General features: G+C 34.4%; 15 protein-coding genes and 2 tRNA genes. 9 read left to right on the top strand and 8 right to left on the bottom strand.

Features of this window, described 5'->3' with window-relative positions; translation table 11 throughout:
* Positions 1 to 99 precede the first annotated feature (99 nt).
* Positions 100 to 176 (top strand) — tRNA-Ile (locus GCL57_RS09895).
* A 7-nt stretch (positions 177 to 183) separates the two neighbouring features.
* On the opposite strand, the gene GCL57_RS09890 is transcribed toward GCL57_RS09895, so the two are convergent.
* Positions 184 to 672: a glutathione peroxidase gene (locus GCL57_RS09890; RefSeq protein ID WP_152213183.1), complete on the bottom strand. Its 489-nt coding sequence runs from the start codon at positions 670 to 672 to the stop codon at positions 184 to 186.
* A gap of 154 nt (positions 673 to 826) precedes the next feature.
* Between GCL57_RS09890 and GCL57_RS09885 the strand changes: the two genes are divergently transcribed.
* Positions 827 to 903 (top strand) — tRNA-Val (locus GCL57_RS09885).
* Positions 904 to 917: 14 nt separating this feature from the next.
* A complete protein-coding gene (locus GCL57_RS09880) occupies positions 918 to 1,637 on the top strand; it encodes a ubiquinone/menaquinone biosynthesis methyltransferase (RefSeq protein ID WP_152213182.1) in 720 nt (239 codons plus the stop codon).
* Here GCL57_RS09880 and rfbB read toward each other — a convergent pair.
* Both rfbB and rfbA read right to left on the bottom strand, forming a co-directional pair.
* Complete coding sequence (rfbB, locus tag GCL57_RS09875) at positions 1,616 to 2,626, bottom strand: dTDP-glucose 4,6-dehydratase (RefSeq protein WP_152213181.1); 1,011 nt, start codon at positions 2,624 to 2,626, stop codon at positions 1,616 to 1,618. The two genes, GCL57_RS09880 and rfbB, sit on opposite strands and share 22 nt — an antisense overlap.
* Positions 2,627 to 2,695: 69 nt before the next feature.
* The gene (gene rfbA / locus GCL57_RS09870; RefSeq protein WP_152213180.1) at positions 2,696 to 3,568 is read right to left on the bottom strand and encodes a glucose-1-phosphate thymidylyltransferase RfbA; all 873 of its coding nucleotides are present in this window, start codon (positions 3,566 to 3,568) and stop codon (positions 2,696 to 2,698) included.
* Positions 3,569 to 3,745: 177 nt separating this feature from the next.
* Here rfbA and groES point away from each other — a divergent pair, with 177 nt between their 5' ends.
* The 3 genes from groES (at position 3,746) to GCL57_RS09855 (ending at position 7,247) form a co-directional block, all read left to right on the top strand.
* Complete coding sequence (groES, locus tag GCL57_RS09865; protein WP_152213179.1) at positions 3,746 to 4,042, top strand: co-chaperone GroES; 297 nt, start codon at positions 3,746 to 3,748, stop codon at positions 4,040 to 4,042.
* 61 nt (positions 4,043 to 4,103) lie between these two features.
* Positions 4,104 to 5,762, top strand: a complete 1,659-nt coding sequence (gene groL / locus GCL57_RS09860; protein WP_152213178.1) for a chaperonin GroEL — start codon at positions 4,104 to 4,106, stop codon at positions 5,760 to 5,762.
* 174 nt (positions 5,763 to 5,936) lie between these two features.
* Positions 5,937 to 7,247, top strand: coding sequence for an NCS2 family permease (locus GCL57_RS09855; protein WP_152213177.1), 1,311 nt, complete (start codon positions 5,937 to 5,939; stop codon positions 7,245 to 7,247).
* Positions 7,248 to 7,272: 25 nt separating this feature from the next.
* On the opposite strand, the gene GCL57_RS09850 is transcribed toward GCL57_RS09855, so the two are convergent.
* Positions 7,273 to 9,183: a fumarate reductase/succinate dehydrogenase flavoprotein subunit gene (locus tag GCL57_RS09850; RefSeq protein WP_152213176.1), complete on the bottom strand. Its 1,911-nt coding sequence runs from the start codon at positions 9,181 to 9,183 to the stop codon at positions 7,273 to 7,275.
* Between the two features lie 123 nt (positions 9,184 to 9,306).
* On the opposite strand from GCL57_RS09850, the gene fba reads away from it, so the two are divergent.
* A complete protein-coding gene (gene fba, locus GCL57_RS09845) occupies positions 9,307 to 10,344 on the top strand; it encodes a class II fructose-bisphosphate aldolase (protein ID WP_152213175.1) in 1,038 nt (345 codons plus the stop codon).
* Positions 10,337 to 10,924 carry an NUDIX hydrolase gene (locus GCL57_RS09840; RefSeq protein WP_152213174.1) on the top strand — a complete coding sequence of 196 codons (588 nt, stop codon included), beginning with the start codon at positions 10,337 to 10,339 and terminating at the stop codon, positions 10,922 to 10,924. Before fba ends, GCL57_RS09840 begins: the two co-directional genes overlap by 8 nt.
* On the opposite strand, the gene GCL57_RS09835 is transcribed toward GCL57_RS09840, so the two are convergent.
* On the bottom strand, positions 10,908 to 12,494 hold the full coding sequence (locus tag GCL57_RS09835) for an HDIG domain-containing metalloprotein (protein WP_161597693.1): 1,587 nt from the start codon (positions 12,492 to 12,494) through the stop codon (positions 10,908 to 10,910). The two genes, GCL57_RS09840 and GCL57_RS09835, sit on opposite strands and share 17 nt — an antisense overlap.
* A gap of 155 nt (positions 12,495 to 12,649) precedes the next feature.
* Here GCL57_RS09835 and GCL57_RS09830 point away from each other — a divergent pair, with 155 nt between their 5' ends.
* Complete coding sequence (locus GCL57_RS09830) at positions 12,650 to 13,477, top strand: inositol monophosphatase family protein (RefSeq protein WP_152213172.1); 828 nt, start codon at positions 12,650 to 12,652, stop codon at positions 13,475 to 13,477.
* Here the strand turns inward: GCL57_RS09830 and GCL57_RS09825 are convergent.
* The 3 genes from GCL57_RS09825 to GCL57_RS09815 all read right to left on the bottom strand — a co-directional run bounded on the left by GCL57_RS09825 (position 13,474) and on the right by GCL57_RS09815 (position 17,183).
* Positions 13,474 to 13,809, bottom strand: coding sequence for a branched-chain amino acid transporter permease (locus GCL57_RS09825; protein ID WP_152213171.1), 336 nt, complete (start codon positions 13,807 to 13,809; stop codon positions 13,474 to 13,476). The two genes, GCL57_RS09830 and GCL57_RS09825, sit on opposite strands and share 4 nt — an antisense overlap.
* Positions 13,796 to 14,479: an AzlC family ABC transporter permease gene (locus GCL57_RS09820; protein WP_161597692.1), complete on the bottom strand. Its 684-nt coding sequence runs from the start codon at positions 14,477 to 14,479 to the stop codon at positions 13,796 to 13,798. The genes GCL57_RS09825 and GCL57_RS09820 overlap by 14 nt, the downstream gene beginning before the upstream one ends.
* A gap of 103 nt (positions 14,480 to 14,582) precedes the next feature.
* Positions 14,583 to 17,183 (bottom strand): penicillin-binding protein 1A, encoded by a 2,601-nt coding sequence (locus tag GCL57_RS09815; protein ID WP_152213169.1) that lies wholly within the window; start codon positions 17,181 to 17,183, stop codon positions 14,583 to 14,585.
* Positions 17,184 to 17,340: the final 157 nt, after the last annotated feature.

Here is a 17,340-nt window from a genome sequence, read left to right as displayed (position 1 = left end):
CTGACCACTTGTAGGATATTCTTCTTAAAGAAACTTAGCAAGATTTTCACAGGGCTGTTGACCTTGTCGTCTGGATTTGTTAACCAGTGTTTACCATTTGGGCCGGTAGCTAAATGGTTACGGCAGCTCGCTCATAACGAGACGATTTGGGGGTTCGAGTCCCTCCCGGCCCACCACTCCCTTTTATTTTAAGACTTCTTCAATATCCTTAGTCATATCTTCAGGCTTATCAGAAGGAGCAAATCTTTTAATAATATCCCCATTTTTACCAACTAAAAACTTTGTAAAGTTCCACTTAATAAACTCTGTGCCAAATATTCCTTTACTCTGCTTTTTTAAGAATTTATACAGAGGATCAGCATTCTCTCCATTTACATCTACTTTTGCAAATAATGGAAAAGTCACTTCATAATTTAAACTGCAAAAGTTTTTAATCTCATTCTCATCACCAGGTTCTTGATTACCAAACTGATTACAAGGGAAACCTAATATTTTTAAACCTTTGTTAGAATATGTTTTATATAATGTTTCAAGGCCCTTATATTGCGAAGTAAATCCACATTGACTTGCTGTATTCACAATAAGCATTACGCTCCCTTTAAAATCAGATAGTTTTTTCATTCCCCCCTCAATCATCTTTACTTCAAAATCATAAATAGTTTCCGCAGACATTTGCACTCCTCATAAGCATTTTAAGGAAAAATAAATAGCAAAATAAAATATTAACATGGGAATGCTTCTTGTCTATCCTGCTTTAAGGATTTTAGTGAAAACTAGACTCTTTCTATTGACAATGCTAGTCTGCTTCGGTAAACGAAAACTCAATGCAGTCGTAGCTCAGTTGGTTAGAGCACCACGTTGACATCGTGGGGGTCAGAAGTTCGAGTCTTCTCGATTGCACCATTATTGGTGACTTTATGAATTCAAAAAACTACAATATTGTTGATGGGTTCAATACTATCGCACCAGCTTACGATATGGCCAATGATGCTATGACCCTTGGTTTACACAGGCTCTGGCGCAGAGCACTTTGCAAAAAAGCACTTAAATTCTCTCCTAAAAACTCTCAAATACTTGATGTTGCCACAGGTACAGGCGACGTTATTATCGGCTTATTTTCCGATCGTTCAGACATTCATGTGACAGGAATTGATGCTTCTGAGGGAATGCTTAATATTGCTCGCGAGAAATTTAAATCAAAGGCAAATCTCTTTCAAAAAAATATAGAACTCCTTTTGGCAAATGGACTCTCTTTACCTTTTTTAGATAACTCTTTTCACACAGTAACAGTCTGCTGGGGAATTAGAAACATTCGCCCTTATTCAGCGGCTCTAAGGGAAATAAAAAGAGTTTTAAAGCCAGGAGGATCGGTTATTATACTTGAAAGTGGCCGCCCTGAATTTAAAATTGTTCGCAGTTTGTACAATAGTTACTCAAAACTACTGCCATTTATTGGTGAAAAAATTTCAAAATACAAACCAGCATATCAATTTTATAAAGCATCCGTTGATGCTTTTCCAAGTGGAAAACAATTTGTTGCAGAACTTTATGACGCAGGCTTCTTTAATGCGAAATATGAAACACTTGGCGCAAGTATTGTTTATTTATATTCTGCTCAAAAACCTGCAGTTAAATAGAACTGAACTGTTTTTTCTAAACCCTCATTTAAATTAAACTTAGGATTCCAGTTTAAATTTTTTTGAATTTTTGAATTATCTATTGAATAGCGCCAATCATGTCCAGGGCGATCTTTTACAAAAGAAATAAGCTCAGCATAATTTTTTTCTGATGGTTTTAATTTATCCATTATTTGACAAATCTTTTTAACTAATTCGAGATTATTTTCTTCACTTTTTCCACCAATATTATAAACTTCTCCAGTATTTCCTTTAAATAAAATAGTTTCAATTGCAGAGCAATGATCCTCTACATACAGCCAATCACGTATGTTTGTTCCATTACCATAAACAGGAATAGGTTTATTTTCTAAACAAGAACGAATAACTGTCGGTATGAGTTTTTCTTTATGCTGAAATGGACCATAATTATTCGAACAGTTAGATGTTGTCACAGGTAGGTTATAAGTATGAAAATAAGCTCTCACAAGATGATCCGATCCTGCCTTGCTGGCAGAATAAGGAGAGTTTGGTGCATATGGAGTCGTCTCTAAAAAAGAGGGTTCATCTTCTTTTAAAGTACCATAGACTTCGTCTGTTGAAATATGATGAAAACGACAATTTTCCTTATCCCACTTCTTTTCATTTAACCAATACTGACGAGCGGTTTCCAGTAAATTAAAAGTTCCAAATATATTTGTCTGAATGAATTCAGCTGGATTTTCAATAGAGCGATCAACATGACTTTCTGCAGCGAAATGCACTACTGTATCAATATTAAATTCTCTTAATATTTTCTCCAAAAGAGTTTTATCACAGATATCACCTTGAATAAATTTATGATTACTTTCATTTTGGAGAATCTCTAAATTATTTATTGTTCCAGCGTATGTTAACTTATCTAAGCTGACAATCCTAATATCATTATAATTATTAAGTATATATTTAACAAAATTACAGCCTATAAAGCCTGCAGCTCCCGTAACAAGCATTGATCTAGGTTTATACATTTTTACTCCTATTTCAAAAATCAAAAAATTCTTATATTAATTATCCGAGTATTTTTAAACAAAATATTTTCATATAATGTTACCTATTAACTTTAATAAATATTTTCCATACCCATTTTTAACCATAGACATAGCAAGTTTTTCAAACTGTTCCAGTGATATAAATTCTTTACGCCATGCAATTTCTTCTGGACAAGAAATTTTTAGTCCTTGTCTTTCCTCTAAAACCGAAACATATAAAGAAGCCTCTAATAAGGAGCGGTGTGTTCCAGTATCAAGCCAAGCAAATCCTCTGTGCAAAATTTCTAAAGACAATTCGTTATTCTCTAAATAAATTTTGTTCAAATCGGTGATTTCAAGCTCTCCTCTTAAAGAAGGCTTTAATTTTTTTGCAAAAGACACTGCTCTATTATCATAAAAATAAAGTCCAGTTACAGCACAGTTTGATTTTGGATTTTTTGGTTTTTCTTCAATTGAATTAACTTTATAATCTTTATCGTATTCAACTACACCATAACGCTCAGGGTCATTTACAAAATACCCAAAAATTGTTGCACCATTTAAATTTTTTCTAGCTTCATTTAATATAGCGCCTATACCATTTCCATGGAAAATATTATCACCTAAAATAAGGCACACACTATCATCACCAATAAACTCTTCCCCAATGATGAAAGCCTGTGCAAGGCCATCTGGGCTGGGTTGTTCGGCGTATGAAAGAGATATTCCCCATTGAGAACCATTCCCCAATAAATTTTTAAATGAGGGTAAATCCCTTGGTGTTGAAATAATTAATATTTCCTTAATATCCGCTAACATGAGAGTTGAAATTGGATAATAAATCATGGGTTTATCATAAATAGGCATAAGCTGCTTACTGATACTTTTTGTTGCTGGATACAGTCTAGTGCCTGAACCACCTGCTAAAATTATACCTTTCATAAGAACTCTCCATCATAATTATTTATAAAACCCACATACAACAAGACTATGTACGCTTAAATCTTTTATGCAATTGAATCAACTCAAGATGAGCTCTTGACATAGCATCATTGATGCTTAGCCTATTGCTAATGCTCCCAACGAGCAAATTTCAAACCTTTTTAAAAGGAGTCATTTATGAGCAAATCAATCCGTCCACTTAACGATCGCATTCTTCTTAAACGAATCGAAGCAGAGCAAAAGACCTCTGGAGGAATTCTTATTCCTGATAATGCAAAAGAAAAGCCAGTAGAAGGAAAAGTTATTGCTGTTGGCAATGGAAAAATTCTTGAAGATGGTTCCCGCCAAATTCCTGCCGTTAAATCTGGTGATAAAGTGCTATTTGGCAAGTGGAGTGGCAACGAAGTTAAGATTGATGGTCAAGAATATCTTTTAATTAAAGAAGAAGAAATTCTTGCTGTTATTGAAGCATAATAAATATATCTATTAAAATAAAATTTTAACTTTTTACAAACTTAGCAAAAAGGACTGAAAAATGGCTGTTAAAATGATTTCTTTCAATGAAAATGCACAAAAAAAGATGCTCGCTGGCGTTAATACATTAGCAAATGCAGTGAAAGTCACTCTTGGTCCAAAAGGACGCAACGTTTTAATTGAAAAAAGCTATGGTGCTCCACTTATTACAAAAGATGGCGTAACAGTTGCAAAAGAAATTGAGCTGGAAGATAAATTTGAAAACATGGGCGCTCAAATGGTTAAAGAAGTTGCTTCAAAAACCAATGACGACTCAGGTGATGGCACAACAACAGCGACTGTGTTAGCTCAGGCCATTTACCGCGAAGGCTTTAAAATGCTTGCTGCAGGTCACTCACCAACCGAACTCAAACGTGGAATCGACAAAGCAGTTGAAGTCATTGTTGCGAATCTGCATAAGGTTGCCCGTCCTGTAAGTGGAAATAAAGAAATTGCTCAAGTTGGTACAATTTCAGCAAACAATGACTCTGCAATCGGTAATATGATTGCTGAAGCGATTGAAAAAGTTGGCAAAGATGGTGTCATCACTGTTGAAGAAGCTAAAGGACTCGATACTTACGTAAATGTTGTTGAAGGTATGCAATTCGATCGCGGTTATCTTTCTCCATACATGGTCACTGATCAAGAACGCCTTGAAGTTGTATTTGAAAACCCATATATCCTTCTTTATGACAAGAAAATTTCTATCATGAAAGATATGGTTCCATTGCTAGAAAACATCGCACGAAGTGGTCGTCCACTCCTTATTATAGCTGAAGATGTTGAAGGTGAAGCTCTAGCAACGCTTGTTCTTAATAAACTTTCTGGCACCATTAAAGTTTGTGCCGTTAAAGCACCAGGCTTTGGTGATCGCCGTAAAGCGATGCTCGATGACCTCGCAGTGCTTACTAAAGGAACAGTTGTATCTGAGGAAGTTGGAATGCAACTTGATACAACCATTCTTGAAGATTTGGGTGAAGCTGAAAAAGTTGTTATTGATAAAGACAATACAGTTATCACTGGCGGAAAAGGCTTAGAAACAAGCATTAAAGCACGTATTTCTGAAATTCGTTCACAAATTGAAAAAACCACATCTGACTATGATCGTGAAAAACTTCAAGAACGCCTAGCAAAACTTGCTGGCGGCGTTGCTGTTATTCACCTTGGAGCAGCCACTGAAATTGAACTTAAAGAAAAGAAAGATCGCATTGAAGATGCGCTCAATGCAACTCGTGCTGCAGTGGCAGAAGGAATTATTGCAGGCGGTGGCGTAGCACTTTTACGTGCTTCTCGTGAACTTAATAATGTTAAGGGCGAAAATGCTGAGCAACAAGCAGGAATTGAACTTGTTCGCCGTGCACTTGAAGAGCCAGTTCGTATCATCGCATCGAATGGTGGTCACGAAGCAAGCGTTGTTGTTGATAAGATCTTAGCAAATGACAACCCTGCGTTTGGTTTCAATGCTCTTACTGATACTTACGAAGATCTCATTAAATCTGGAGTTATTGATCCAGTAAAAGTAACACGCTGCGCACTTCAAAACGCATGTTCCGTAGCAAGTTTATTGCTTTCCACTAACGCAATGATTTCCGAAAAACCTAAAAAAGAATCTGCTGCAGCTGCTGGAATGGGTGGTATGGGTGGTATGGGCGGAATGGGTGGTATGGATTACGATATGTAATACAACTCCTTCCATTTCCCTAAAATATTTAGCTCAAATGCAGCGCAATTTATATTAATAATATGAATTGCGCTGCATTTTTTATTTTCTCTTTTAAAAATTCTATACAATTTAAAAATGAGATGTTAGTGCAAAGAACTGTCCTTTTGATTTTTCCAAATATGGGAGTCGTGAATGAATTCTAATAAAAAAAAGTATTCCCAAGAAATTATCGCAGGTTTAACAACATTTTTTACAATGTCTTATATCGTTATAGTTAATCCTCAAGTTATGGCCTCACCGGGAACAGGCTTAACAGTTTCTGGTACCTTAACTGCCACAGTTCTTATTTCTTTTATCATGAGTTTTCTTGCAGGTATTTACATTAAATTACCCTATGCTTTAGCCCCTGGAATGGGTTTAAATGTTTTTATAGCATATTCACTTATTATCGGTGAAAAAATCCCTTGGCCCACTGCTCTTGGAGTTATTTTTTGGTCAAGTTTTATATTTATATTAATCTCAATTTTTCCAATAAGGCAAAAAATTGTTGAGGCTTTACCAAATAATATGAAACATGCCATGTCATGTGGAATAGGACTTTTTCTTGCATTTATTGGACTCAAAAATTTAGGCTTAATTGTTGCAAACCCAGCAACCTATATTTCTTTAGGAGATGTGAATTTACCTATTGCCCTTGGGTTACTGGGTTTTTTAATAATTTTTATTTTATTTAACAAACATAAGTCGTACTCATTTTTATTTTCTATTTTTTTTATATCTGCACTTGGAGTCTTCTTTGGATTAATAAAACTCCCAGAAACATATTTCTCATATCCAGATTTCAATTCTCATTTTTTTAAACTTGACTTAATAGGTTCATTAAAATGGAGTTTTATTCCCGTTATTTTATCTGTCCTTTTAACAAATTTATTTGACTCTTTATCTTCACTCATTGGCCTATCTAATAGTGCAGGTTTCATCGACAAAAATGGAAATCCTCTTCGACTTAAAGAGACATTAATGGTTGACTCTATTGCTTCACTCTTTTCAAGTTTATTTGGAACATCTCCTGCAACGGTTTTTATTGAAAGTTCTACTGGTATTCAGGCAGGTGGAAGGACAGGTTTAACGGCTATTGTGGCTGCACTTTGTTTTTTACCTTGTTTATTTATTGCACCAATTGTTTCTGCAATCCCCGCATTTGCAACGGCTCCAATTCTTATTTTTGTTGGAATTCTAATGTGCAAAACATTAAAAAATATTCAAGCAACATCTCTAGATGATATTATTCCAATATTTCTAACAATTATTTTAATGCCACTGACTTTTTCAATAACCCAAGGTGTACTCTGGGGAATTGTCAGTTACGTTATTCTAAAAGTATGTGTTGGAAAAGCAAAAAAAATCAGCTCAGTTCTTTGGATATTAACAATTATTTGTTTTTTAGCGCTCGTAACTGAGCACAGTACTTTTATTGAATATTTAAATAATTTAAAATCATAAATTTATACAAATATTTTTACCTTATTTACCGATAGTCTCTTTGAGTGGGTCTACAATATTCAAAAACTAATTCTTCAATAATTCGTTCTGGACTTTTTTTATTCCCATTATACTTCCACGCGGCAATATGAGAAAAATTCTTATCATTGCGCTTTGGATCTCCATTTTCAGTCTGATATTCTTCACGAAAATGACTTCCGCAAGACTCTTCACGTGCAAGCGCATCAAAACACATCAATTCAGCAAGTTCTATATAGTCACCTACACGCGCCGCCTTTTCAAGTTCTTGATTCATAGTATTTGCAGCTTGAGGTAATTTTAAATCATTCCAAAATTCATCTTTAATTTTTTTAATTTCTTTCAGAGAAAATTCAAGCTTTTCTTTGCTTCGTGCCATTGCACAAGAATCCCACATTAACTTACCTAGTTTTTCATGAAAATCATCAGCAAGTTTACTCCCGTTAATATTTATTAGATTTTGAGTACTCTTATTTACAATATTTTTTGCTTCTTGAAAATCAGAATTATTATTTTCTACGGGCTTTAAATTAGAGTGGGCAAGATAATTTCCTAGAGTAATTGGAATAATAAAATAACCATCCACTAAACCTTGCAAAAGAGCATTTGCACCTAATCTATTTGCACCATGTTCACTAAAATTTGCTTCTCCTAAAACAAATAAACCAGGAATGGAAGACATTAAATTATAATCAACCCAAAGTCCTCCCATGGTATAGTGCACTGCAGGATAAATTCGCATAGGTGATTTAAAAGGATCATCACCCACAATTTTCTCATACATTTGAAATAGATTTCCATATTTTTCTTCTAAATAAGCTTTTCCTAATGAAGAAACTTTATCTTTGAAATCTAAATAAACAGACAATCCTGATGATCCGACACCAAAACCATCATCACAAATTCTTTTAATAGAACGTGCTGCCACATCACGTGGAACTAAGTTACCAAAATTGGGATAATTTCTTTCTAAAAAATAATCACGATCTATTTCATTAATTTCTGCTGGAACTCTTTTATCATTTAAATTTTTTGGAACCCAAATTCGACCATCATTTCGCAATGACTCTGACATTAAAGTTAATTTTGATTGATGATCTCCCGAAATTGGTATACAGGTTGGATGTATTTGAGTAAAACATGGATTTGCAAATGCAGCTCCTTTTTTATACGCCCTCCAAATTGCAGTTCCATTTGATGGCTTTGCATTTGTCGATAAGTAAAACAAATTTGCATAACCTCCTGTACCTAAAATCACTGCATCTGAGCAATGTGATTCTATTTCTCCAGAAAGAAGATCTCTGACAATAATTCCACGCGCCTTCCCATCAATTATAACTAAATCAAGCATTTCTTTTCGAGTGTGCATAATAATATTTTTTTCATTAATTTGCCTCATCACTCCTTGGTACGCTCCCAATAAAAGTTGCTGACCAGTTTGACCTTTTGCATAAAATGTTCTTTCAACCTGTGTTCCACCAAAAGATCTATTATCTAAATATCCTCCATATTCACGTGCAAATGGCACACCTATACCAACGCAATGATCAATTACATTTAAAGACAGCTCTGCTAAACGATATACTCCTGCTTCTCTTGCACGATAATCTCCACCTTTAACCGTGTCATAAAAAAAGCGATAAATAGAATCTCCATCATTTTTATAATTTTTAGCTGAATTTATTCCACCTTGTGCAGCAATTGAATGCGCTCTTCTCGGAGAATCTTGTAAACAAAATAATTTAACTTGATAACCTGCTTCAGCAAGTGCTGAAGCAGCAGATGCTCCTGCTAATCCACTTCCAACAATAATAATTGAGAACTTTTTTCTATTAGCTGGATTGATTAAACTGCTTTCAAAAACTTGATTTTTCCACTTGTCTTCTAGTTTTCCGCTTGGAATATTATTTTTTAACATAATTTATAAATCCTTTACATTTTATTTTGCTCTTTTAGTAAGAGATTTTGGTAAGCTTTACAAGCTGAGATAAGTTGTTGTATAAGAATTTTGTGTTTATTATAACTCTCAAGGAGATTTTTCATGGCTCTTATTTCTTTACGTCAACTTCTCGATCACGCAGCTGAAAATAGTTATGGAGTTGCTGCATTTAATGTTAATAACCTCGAGCAGGTTCAAGCAATTATGGAAGCCGCAAAAGAAACTAACAGTCCTGTTATTTTACAAGCAAGTCGTGGTGCACGTAATTATACAAATGATGTCTTTCTACGTCATCTTATATTAGGCGCTGTTGAACTTTACCCAGAAATACCAGTTGTCATGCATCAAGACCATGGTAATAGCATGCAAACATGCCTTTCTGCAATTCGCAATGGCTTCACAAGCGTTATGATGGACGGAAGCCTTAAAGAAGATGCCAAAACCCCAGCTGACTTTGAATACAATGTTAAAATCACCGCAGATGTAGTTAGAATTGCACATGCTATGGGGATTTCAGTTGAAGGTGAACTTGGTTGCCTCGGCTCTCTTGAAACGGGTAAAGGTGAAAAAGAAGATGGTCACGGCTTTGAAGGCACACTTTCTAAAGATCAACTACTAACGGATCCAAATGAAGCTGCTCAATTTGTTGAATTGACAAAAGTAGATGCTTTAGCAATTGCCATTGGTACAAGCCATGGAGCTTATAAATTCACAAAAAAACCAGACGGTAAAACACTTGCCATTGACCGCATTCGCGAAATCCATAAACGTCTTCCAAACACTCACCTTGTTATGCACGGCTCAAGCTCTGTTCCACAAGATCTTCAAGCTGAATTTCGTAAATATGGCGGAGAAATGAAAGAAACTTGGGGAGTTCCTGTTGAAGAAATTCAAGAAGGAATTCGCAACGGCGTTCGCAAAATCAATGTTGATACCGACAACCGTCTTGCAATGACTGCTGCAATTCGCAAAGTTCTCTCCACCAACCCAACTGAGTTTGATTTAAGAAAACTTATGGTACCTGCACGTGAAGCTATGAAAAAAGTCGTTGCACAACGTATGGTTGAATTTGGTCAAGCTGGACAAGCTTCAAAAATTAAAGCCATTCCGCTTGATTCTATGGCAAAACGTTATGTCTAACGACAATACAACCCTAGAGCCCTTTCTTTTAAGCGAAGAAAAAACTGCATTTCAGTGCAGTATTCTACGCGTCAAAGAAAGGTTAGCACAGACGAATGATAAAACACATTCGCTTAAAGTTTATACTTTAGATTGTGCAAATTGGGTAAATGTTGTGCCTGTAACAGCTACAGGACAAGTTGTTCTGGTTGAGCAACATCGCTTTGGCACCAATTCATTTACCTTAGAAGTTCCTGGTGGTGCTGTAGAAAAACATGAAAAAGATGTTACTTTAGCAGCTGTCCGAGAACTCGAAGAAGAAACAGGACTCACTTCGCAAAGAATATTATCTCTACCAGGTTATTCTCCCAATGCAGCAATTCAAAGCAATAAAGTAACATACTTTATTGCTTTTGACGTCATGCCTTTATCAAAACCAACAGAGCACAATGATCCTTTTGAAAAAATTAAATTACATTTAATTGATTTTAAAGAGTCCTTACAAATGGTTCGCACGGGACAAATTACAAATGTAATATCTGCTTTTGCCTTATTATTAGCTGAACCTTATTTAAATGCAAAGTTTAGGCAACCTCAGTGATTTCTGTCCTACGAATAACAGTCACTCTAATTTGTCCTGGAAATTCAACTTCAGATTCTAATTTTTTTGCAATCCCTTCAGCTAATCCGGATATATCTTTTTGCTTTACTTTATTGTTATCAACAAAGACATGGACCTCACGCCCCGCATGCATAATTGCTGAGCCTGTAACCCCAAATTCTTGAAAACTATTAACGACTCCTGAAATTCCATCAATGCGCCGGTGGTAACCCTCTTCCATATCTACGCGGGCCCCTGGTCTTGCGCCAGACATAGCATCAGCTGCCTTTAAAATATAAGCATAAGGAGTTTCAACAATTTTATCATCATGATGAGCAAGAACAGTATCAACAACTTCTTCAGTTTCCCCAAATCGCGTCGCATAATCGCCGCTAATAACAGCATGACTGCCTTCGATTTTATAATCAAGAGCTTTACCTATATCATGAAGAATACCTGCTCTTTTTGCAATTATAGAACTCACACCTACTTCTTCAGCAATCATACCAGCAAGTCGAGCTACCTCAATAGAATGATGATACTGATTTTGCCTATGACTTGTTCTGTAATTCAGAGAACCAATTAGCTTCAATATTTCAGGATGAATATTTGGAGTTATGTCAAGATGTTTAATTGCTTCTTCGCCAATTTTTAATATATGTCGATCAATATTTCTCTTATACTTATCAAAAATGGGCCTTATTTTATCTTCATTAAAGATTTCTTTTGCAATCATCTCTTCAAGAGTAAGACGAATAACTTCTTTATCAACTCCTGCTCCACCCGAAATCTTAAGCATTGAAGGAAGTTCATCATTAATTGTCAAAACACTAATTGAAGAATCTGTGTTTGTTATAAGAGAAGTAATAATCTGAGACTCTTCATGAAAATGTTTTTGTAAAAGTTCTTTAGAGTTTACTTGAACAATAAAAGATGATTTTGGCCAAATAAAACTTGGCTGATACCTTAAATATACAGAATTTAATGAATTGCGCGCAAATTTTTGCGCATCAACTTTAAGAGCCTCTTGATTTTCCATAAGCCAACGGGTTATGCCAAGTTTTTCGCTATTAATAAGTTCTTCACGCATATCATGATAAAGTTCTGATTTATTTCTACCTATCTTATTTTCAAGGTGATTTAAGAGGCTCTTTTGCATCTCAATATTCTGCTGTTCTTTTGCAATAAGTTCTTCTCTCGTTTTTTCAAGTTCAAGCTTTTTTATATTACTATTTTCTTCTTTTTTATCGATCTCATTTGCCAACTTATCAACTTCGGACTGCTTTTCATTCAGTTCTTGTTCAAAACTTTCCTGCATTCCAAAAACAAGTTCTCGTTCACTTTCAAGGCGGTTTGCGTCAGCTTGATACTGCTCTCTTGTAGCTAAAAGAGCTTCTTCAAGAATCATATTTCTCTGAGCTTCAGCGCTTTTTAAGATTGCATCCATATTCTCTTTAACAGGAATTTCTCCGAGGCTTGTAAGAGAGCGTATTGCAAAGAGTTTAGCGAGAAGAGCACCTCCTAGTAAACCTATAAGAGCACCAATGATGGTGAAAATAGACCAGTGCATTTTATAAGCCTTTATAACCAAATTCAATTTGTTGTTTAGATGGAATCGGATATTGTACATCGATTCATCAAAGCTCACCACATGGAGCTCATCCGTTGAAGCTATCATGGATATGGACGGAGAGAAACTACAAAGAATTCGGAGGTAAGTTTTTTATGTCGGAACATGAACCAACCAGAAAATTCCTTGAATCCCTAATTCAAGAAGCAGGAACAATAACCTTAAAATATTTCCAAAAAAATTTTGTTGTCCATGAGAAAACAGAAAATCAGGGCATTGTGACAGATGCTGATTATGCTTCAGAAAGTTTTCTTAAAAAGAAAATTCATGAAAAATTTCAAACTCATTTTATTCTGGCAGAAGAGTCGGGCCTAGAAAAATTTTCACAAAAAAATGAAGAAAAGATCCAGCCAATTTGGATAATCGATCCTCTTGATGGAACCACAAACTTTTCTAAGGGAAATCCATATTATTGTATCTCAATTGCTTTTGGACACGTTGTCGAAAATAGATTTCATGCAATTATTGGAGCTATTTACCAACCCACTACTCAATTATTATTTATTTCAGAAAAAAGAAAAGGCACATTTTTAAATGGCAAAAAAATAACAATGAACGATTTTAATAATTTTAAATTAGCAAGTATTGCAACTGGCTTCAGTTCTAATAAAGAAAAAGATCTCATTCCATTAGTAAATACAATAGCTGCAATTCAAAATAAATCACTAGGACTTCGAATAAATGGCGCGGCAGCTCTTGATTTAGCGCTCACTGCAAATAATATTTTTCAAGGATTTTACGAAACTCCTTTGGCTCCTTGGGACATGGCCGCAGGCGCCTTAATCATTTTAGAAGCAGGAGGAGTCGTGACAAATTATAAAGGAGAAGAATTTTGTCCACTCAACGATAAAGGAATTATTGCGGCAAGCAAAGATGTATTTCCTGAACTTTTTTCTCTCATACAAAAGAATTATTCCATTTAGAACGCAATAATTTTATTTAGTAGTAAATAATAAACGATTGTTCCAATAACCATACTGGTTAAAATTGATTTTAACCCCAAATATAACCCTATGGTAACCAAACAAGCAATCCAACCATTTATAAAATAATGGTTATCAAAATCTTTTAATGAGTCAATTGAATATAAAGTTAAGATTGCCATAAGACAAACTGGAAGCTGTTTTCCAGTTTGTCTTAATATTGGGTTATTTAAATACTGAAAAAAAGCAAAAGGAATTATGCGAGTTAAATATGTTACAACTGACATAATTATTATTGCATAAATAATATATAAATTATTATCCAAAAACATTTTTCTTCCCCATATTTTCAGTTTTGTAAGTTCGAATAAAAATTATAATAAAACTCAAAAGCATGCTAAAAAATAGATATTCTTTAACTTCAAGATATCTAAAAATAAAATAGGATAAAACCCCAACAATAAGTGCGAAATAATTTCGAGTAAATTTAAACGCATCTACCGTAAGAATTGCAAATAAAGTGACTAACGAGAAAAAAAGAAAATTAAAATTTATCCCAACTAGATTTTTATATAAAATAACACCTAGCACTGTCCCTAAAACCCAATACAAATGACAAAAGAAGACAATATAAAACTCATACCACTTATTATCATACTTTTTCTTTGCACAAATAATTGCATAAGATTCATCTGTTAATCCAAAAATAAGATACCCTTTTAAAAACTTATTAAATTTAAATTTATCTAAAAATGCTAAGCCATAAAATAAATGCCGCATATTTACTAAAAATGTAGCAATGGAAAGACTCAATAGGGAAGCATGATTTGCAAGCAAAGGAATTGCAATAAATTGTGCAGAACCCGCATAAACAAAAAAGCTCATTAAAATTGAAAAAATCCAATGTATTTGTAAACTCTGAAAGAGCATTCCAAAAGCCATGGCGAGTGGTATATATCCAAAAGCTGCAGCTTTGCTATCAAATAATGCTTCTCTAAACATGTTTCCTCCATAAAACATTAAGAGTATTTTTTAACTTTATGATATTTATTAAAACAAAATTTTTTAAATCTCAATTTATTGAATTATTTTATTTTAAATGTCATTAATACTTATCTGATTTATATTTTATGCTTCCAGATGTACTTGGATTTGGGACGCCCTCTGGAAGTTCACCTTCTTTATCAGGTTTTGTTTGTAAATGCGAATTGTTAAGAAGTTCGCTTTGTGCATCTTCAAAAGCATTTTTTGAATAAATCCCGCCTGGTTCTGTTCCATCAATTACATAAACATATATTGAATTTGGTGCTGCTGAATACTCTCCTGTATCCCTATCAACCCTAATTTCATGCACACCATTTGGTCTATTAGAATCAAGCTGTGGATAAACTTTAACAGCAGTTTGCATCATGCTTTTCCAAATAGGAGCAGCCATTCCTGCCCCTGTCCCTCCGCCACCTAAAGTTTTGGAACTATCATCATACCCAATCCAAACTCCTGCGACAAGCTGAGAAGCAACACCCATGAACCACGCATCTGTATTGCCATTGGTTGTTCCTGTTTTGCCCCCAACATAAGGAGATACCCCTAAAACAGCTTGTCCCGTTCCTGAGTGAACGACAGCTCTTAACAGGTCTAAAGTAACAAAAGCCGCCTGAGGTGAAATCATTTGCAAGGAAGAAGGATCCTCTTGTCTATTTGAAACTTTTCCTGGTAAATAAGGAGCATCTTCCACAAATTGAGGCGTTACTGGGCTTGCATAAATCTTTTTATCACGTGCTGTGTATATTATATTTCCTTTTCTATCAACAACTTCTTGTATATAATAAGCTTGAGCTAATTTACCTTGATTCGCAAAAACAGAATAAGCTTGCACCATTTTTAAAAGCGAAGTTGAACCAGACCCCAGTGCAAGGCTAAGATCAGAAGAAGGCCAACTAAAGCCAAATCGATTTAATTGCTTTGATATTTTTGTAGCACCTACTGTATGAAATAAAAATATACTCGGAATATTTAAGCTCATTGTAAGAGAATGCCTTAACGTAACACGTCCTGTTTCTTCACCTTCATAATTTTCAGGTTGCCACCCATCTATATCAATTTGTGGGCTGTCAATTAAAGATGCAGGACTAAATCCATTGTCTATTGCATAAGAATAATAAAGTGGTTTTACGCTGCTACCCACTTGTCTTTCAGCTTGGGTTGCACGGTTAAATTGACTTTGAATAAAATTTTCGCCGCCAACCATAGCAAGAACTTCACCAGTTTTTGCATCCATCACCATTGAAGCCGCTTCAATTCCGACAGAATCTGTTAACGTGTATCGAGTCATTCTATTGCTAACAGTTATATTAAATTTCTTTAAATGCGATTGTAATTTAGTTACAAATTTACGGTTGTCCGTCACCCGTGCAGGAATATCGCCCTTGACTTTTTGTACATGAATTTCATCACCCACTTTTAAAATGTAATTCAAACTTTCTAAGTCGGTTTCTTTGCTACGTCCAGCATGTAACGCCCATGAAATATCTTCAGCTAAAAGCACGCCAATACCTTTTTGTGTGACAACGCCCACAGAGCGAAGTTCATCATCAATACTTGTTACTATTGCTATTTCATTATCGATTTCTTTAAGTGGTACATTGATAAGTTTTAAAATAGTGTCATGAATATCTTCACCATGCCGTTTAATAGCACCTTTAAAACTTTTTCTCCCCTCATACTGCTTTGAGAAATTCTGAACCCCTGTTTGAGCCGCAATTTGAATTTTTGAATGAAGAGTTGTGTAAATAGTCAAACCACTTGTTTCGATATTTTCAATTTCAAGCTGATTTACCAATTGCTTTTTTACTTCTGCAACGAAATAAGGGGCTACTTTATTATTCGGAGACTCAGCTTTATAAACAGTAATTTTCTCTTTAATAGCTCTATCGTATTGACTTTGAGTTATCATCTCTCTTTTTAACATTCTATCTAAAACATAAGTCTGTCTAATTTTGGCTACTTCTAAATTATCAGTGGGATCGTAAGCAGACGGAGCTGGAGTGAGCCCAGCGATCAGAGCTGCTTGTGCTAGTGAAAGTTTTATATTTGATTTTCTAAAATAATTTTCCGACGCAGCTTCAATACCATATGCACCATTTCCAAGATAAATATTATTTAAATATAACTCTAATATTTTATCTTTACTAAATGATTCTTCAATTTTACGAGCCATTAAAATATCTTTAATTTTTCGTGTGATCGTTCTTTCTTTAGTGAGCAAAACATTTTTTGCTAACTGCTGAGTGATAGTGCTTCCACCCTGTTTTTGATTTGAAAAAGTAATGAAATGATAGAAAGCCCTAAAAAATCCTTTAAAATCAAGACCTTTATGAGAATAAAAATCAGCGTCTTCAGCTGCAATAAATGCATTTTTAAGAAATGGAGTAACTTCAGTTAACAGAACGGGATAGCGTCTTTCTTGAAAAAGTTCAGCAATTTTAATTCCATCTTGACTGTATAAAACTGTTGGGAGAGCAGGCTCATAATTTGCCAACTTTTCAACACTTGGTAATGATTTTTCAATCTTATAAAGTTTATAAAATGCTAAAATAGTAATGAAAATAAATAAAAAAACAAATAATTTTTTTATTTTAGAAAGCAAGAATTGTTCATACTTTTCTCTTGTATAGTATATAAATATTTTAAAAACACGCCTAAGCATTTGTTTTCCTTTATAAAATAATTAATATCCCAATACAGTATATGAACTTTTCTACGAATTCACTTTTCGGTAAGTTAGCCCCTAAATATGAGAAAAGTCTATCAAAATAGAGATAAAACATTGTAATAATAACTATTATAATATTTTAAACCACATA

Source organism: Fluviispira multicolorata (genome assembly GCF_009208585.1).
GTDB lineage: Bacteria > Bdellovibrionota_B > Oligoflexia > Silvanigrellales > Silvanigrellaceae > Silvanigrella > Silvanigrella multicolorata.
The sequence above is the reverse complement of the archived record's forward strand: the minus strand, read 5'-3'. Positions and strand labels throughout refer to the sequence as shown.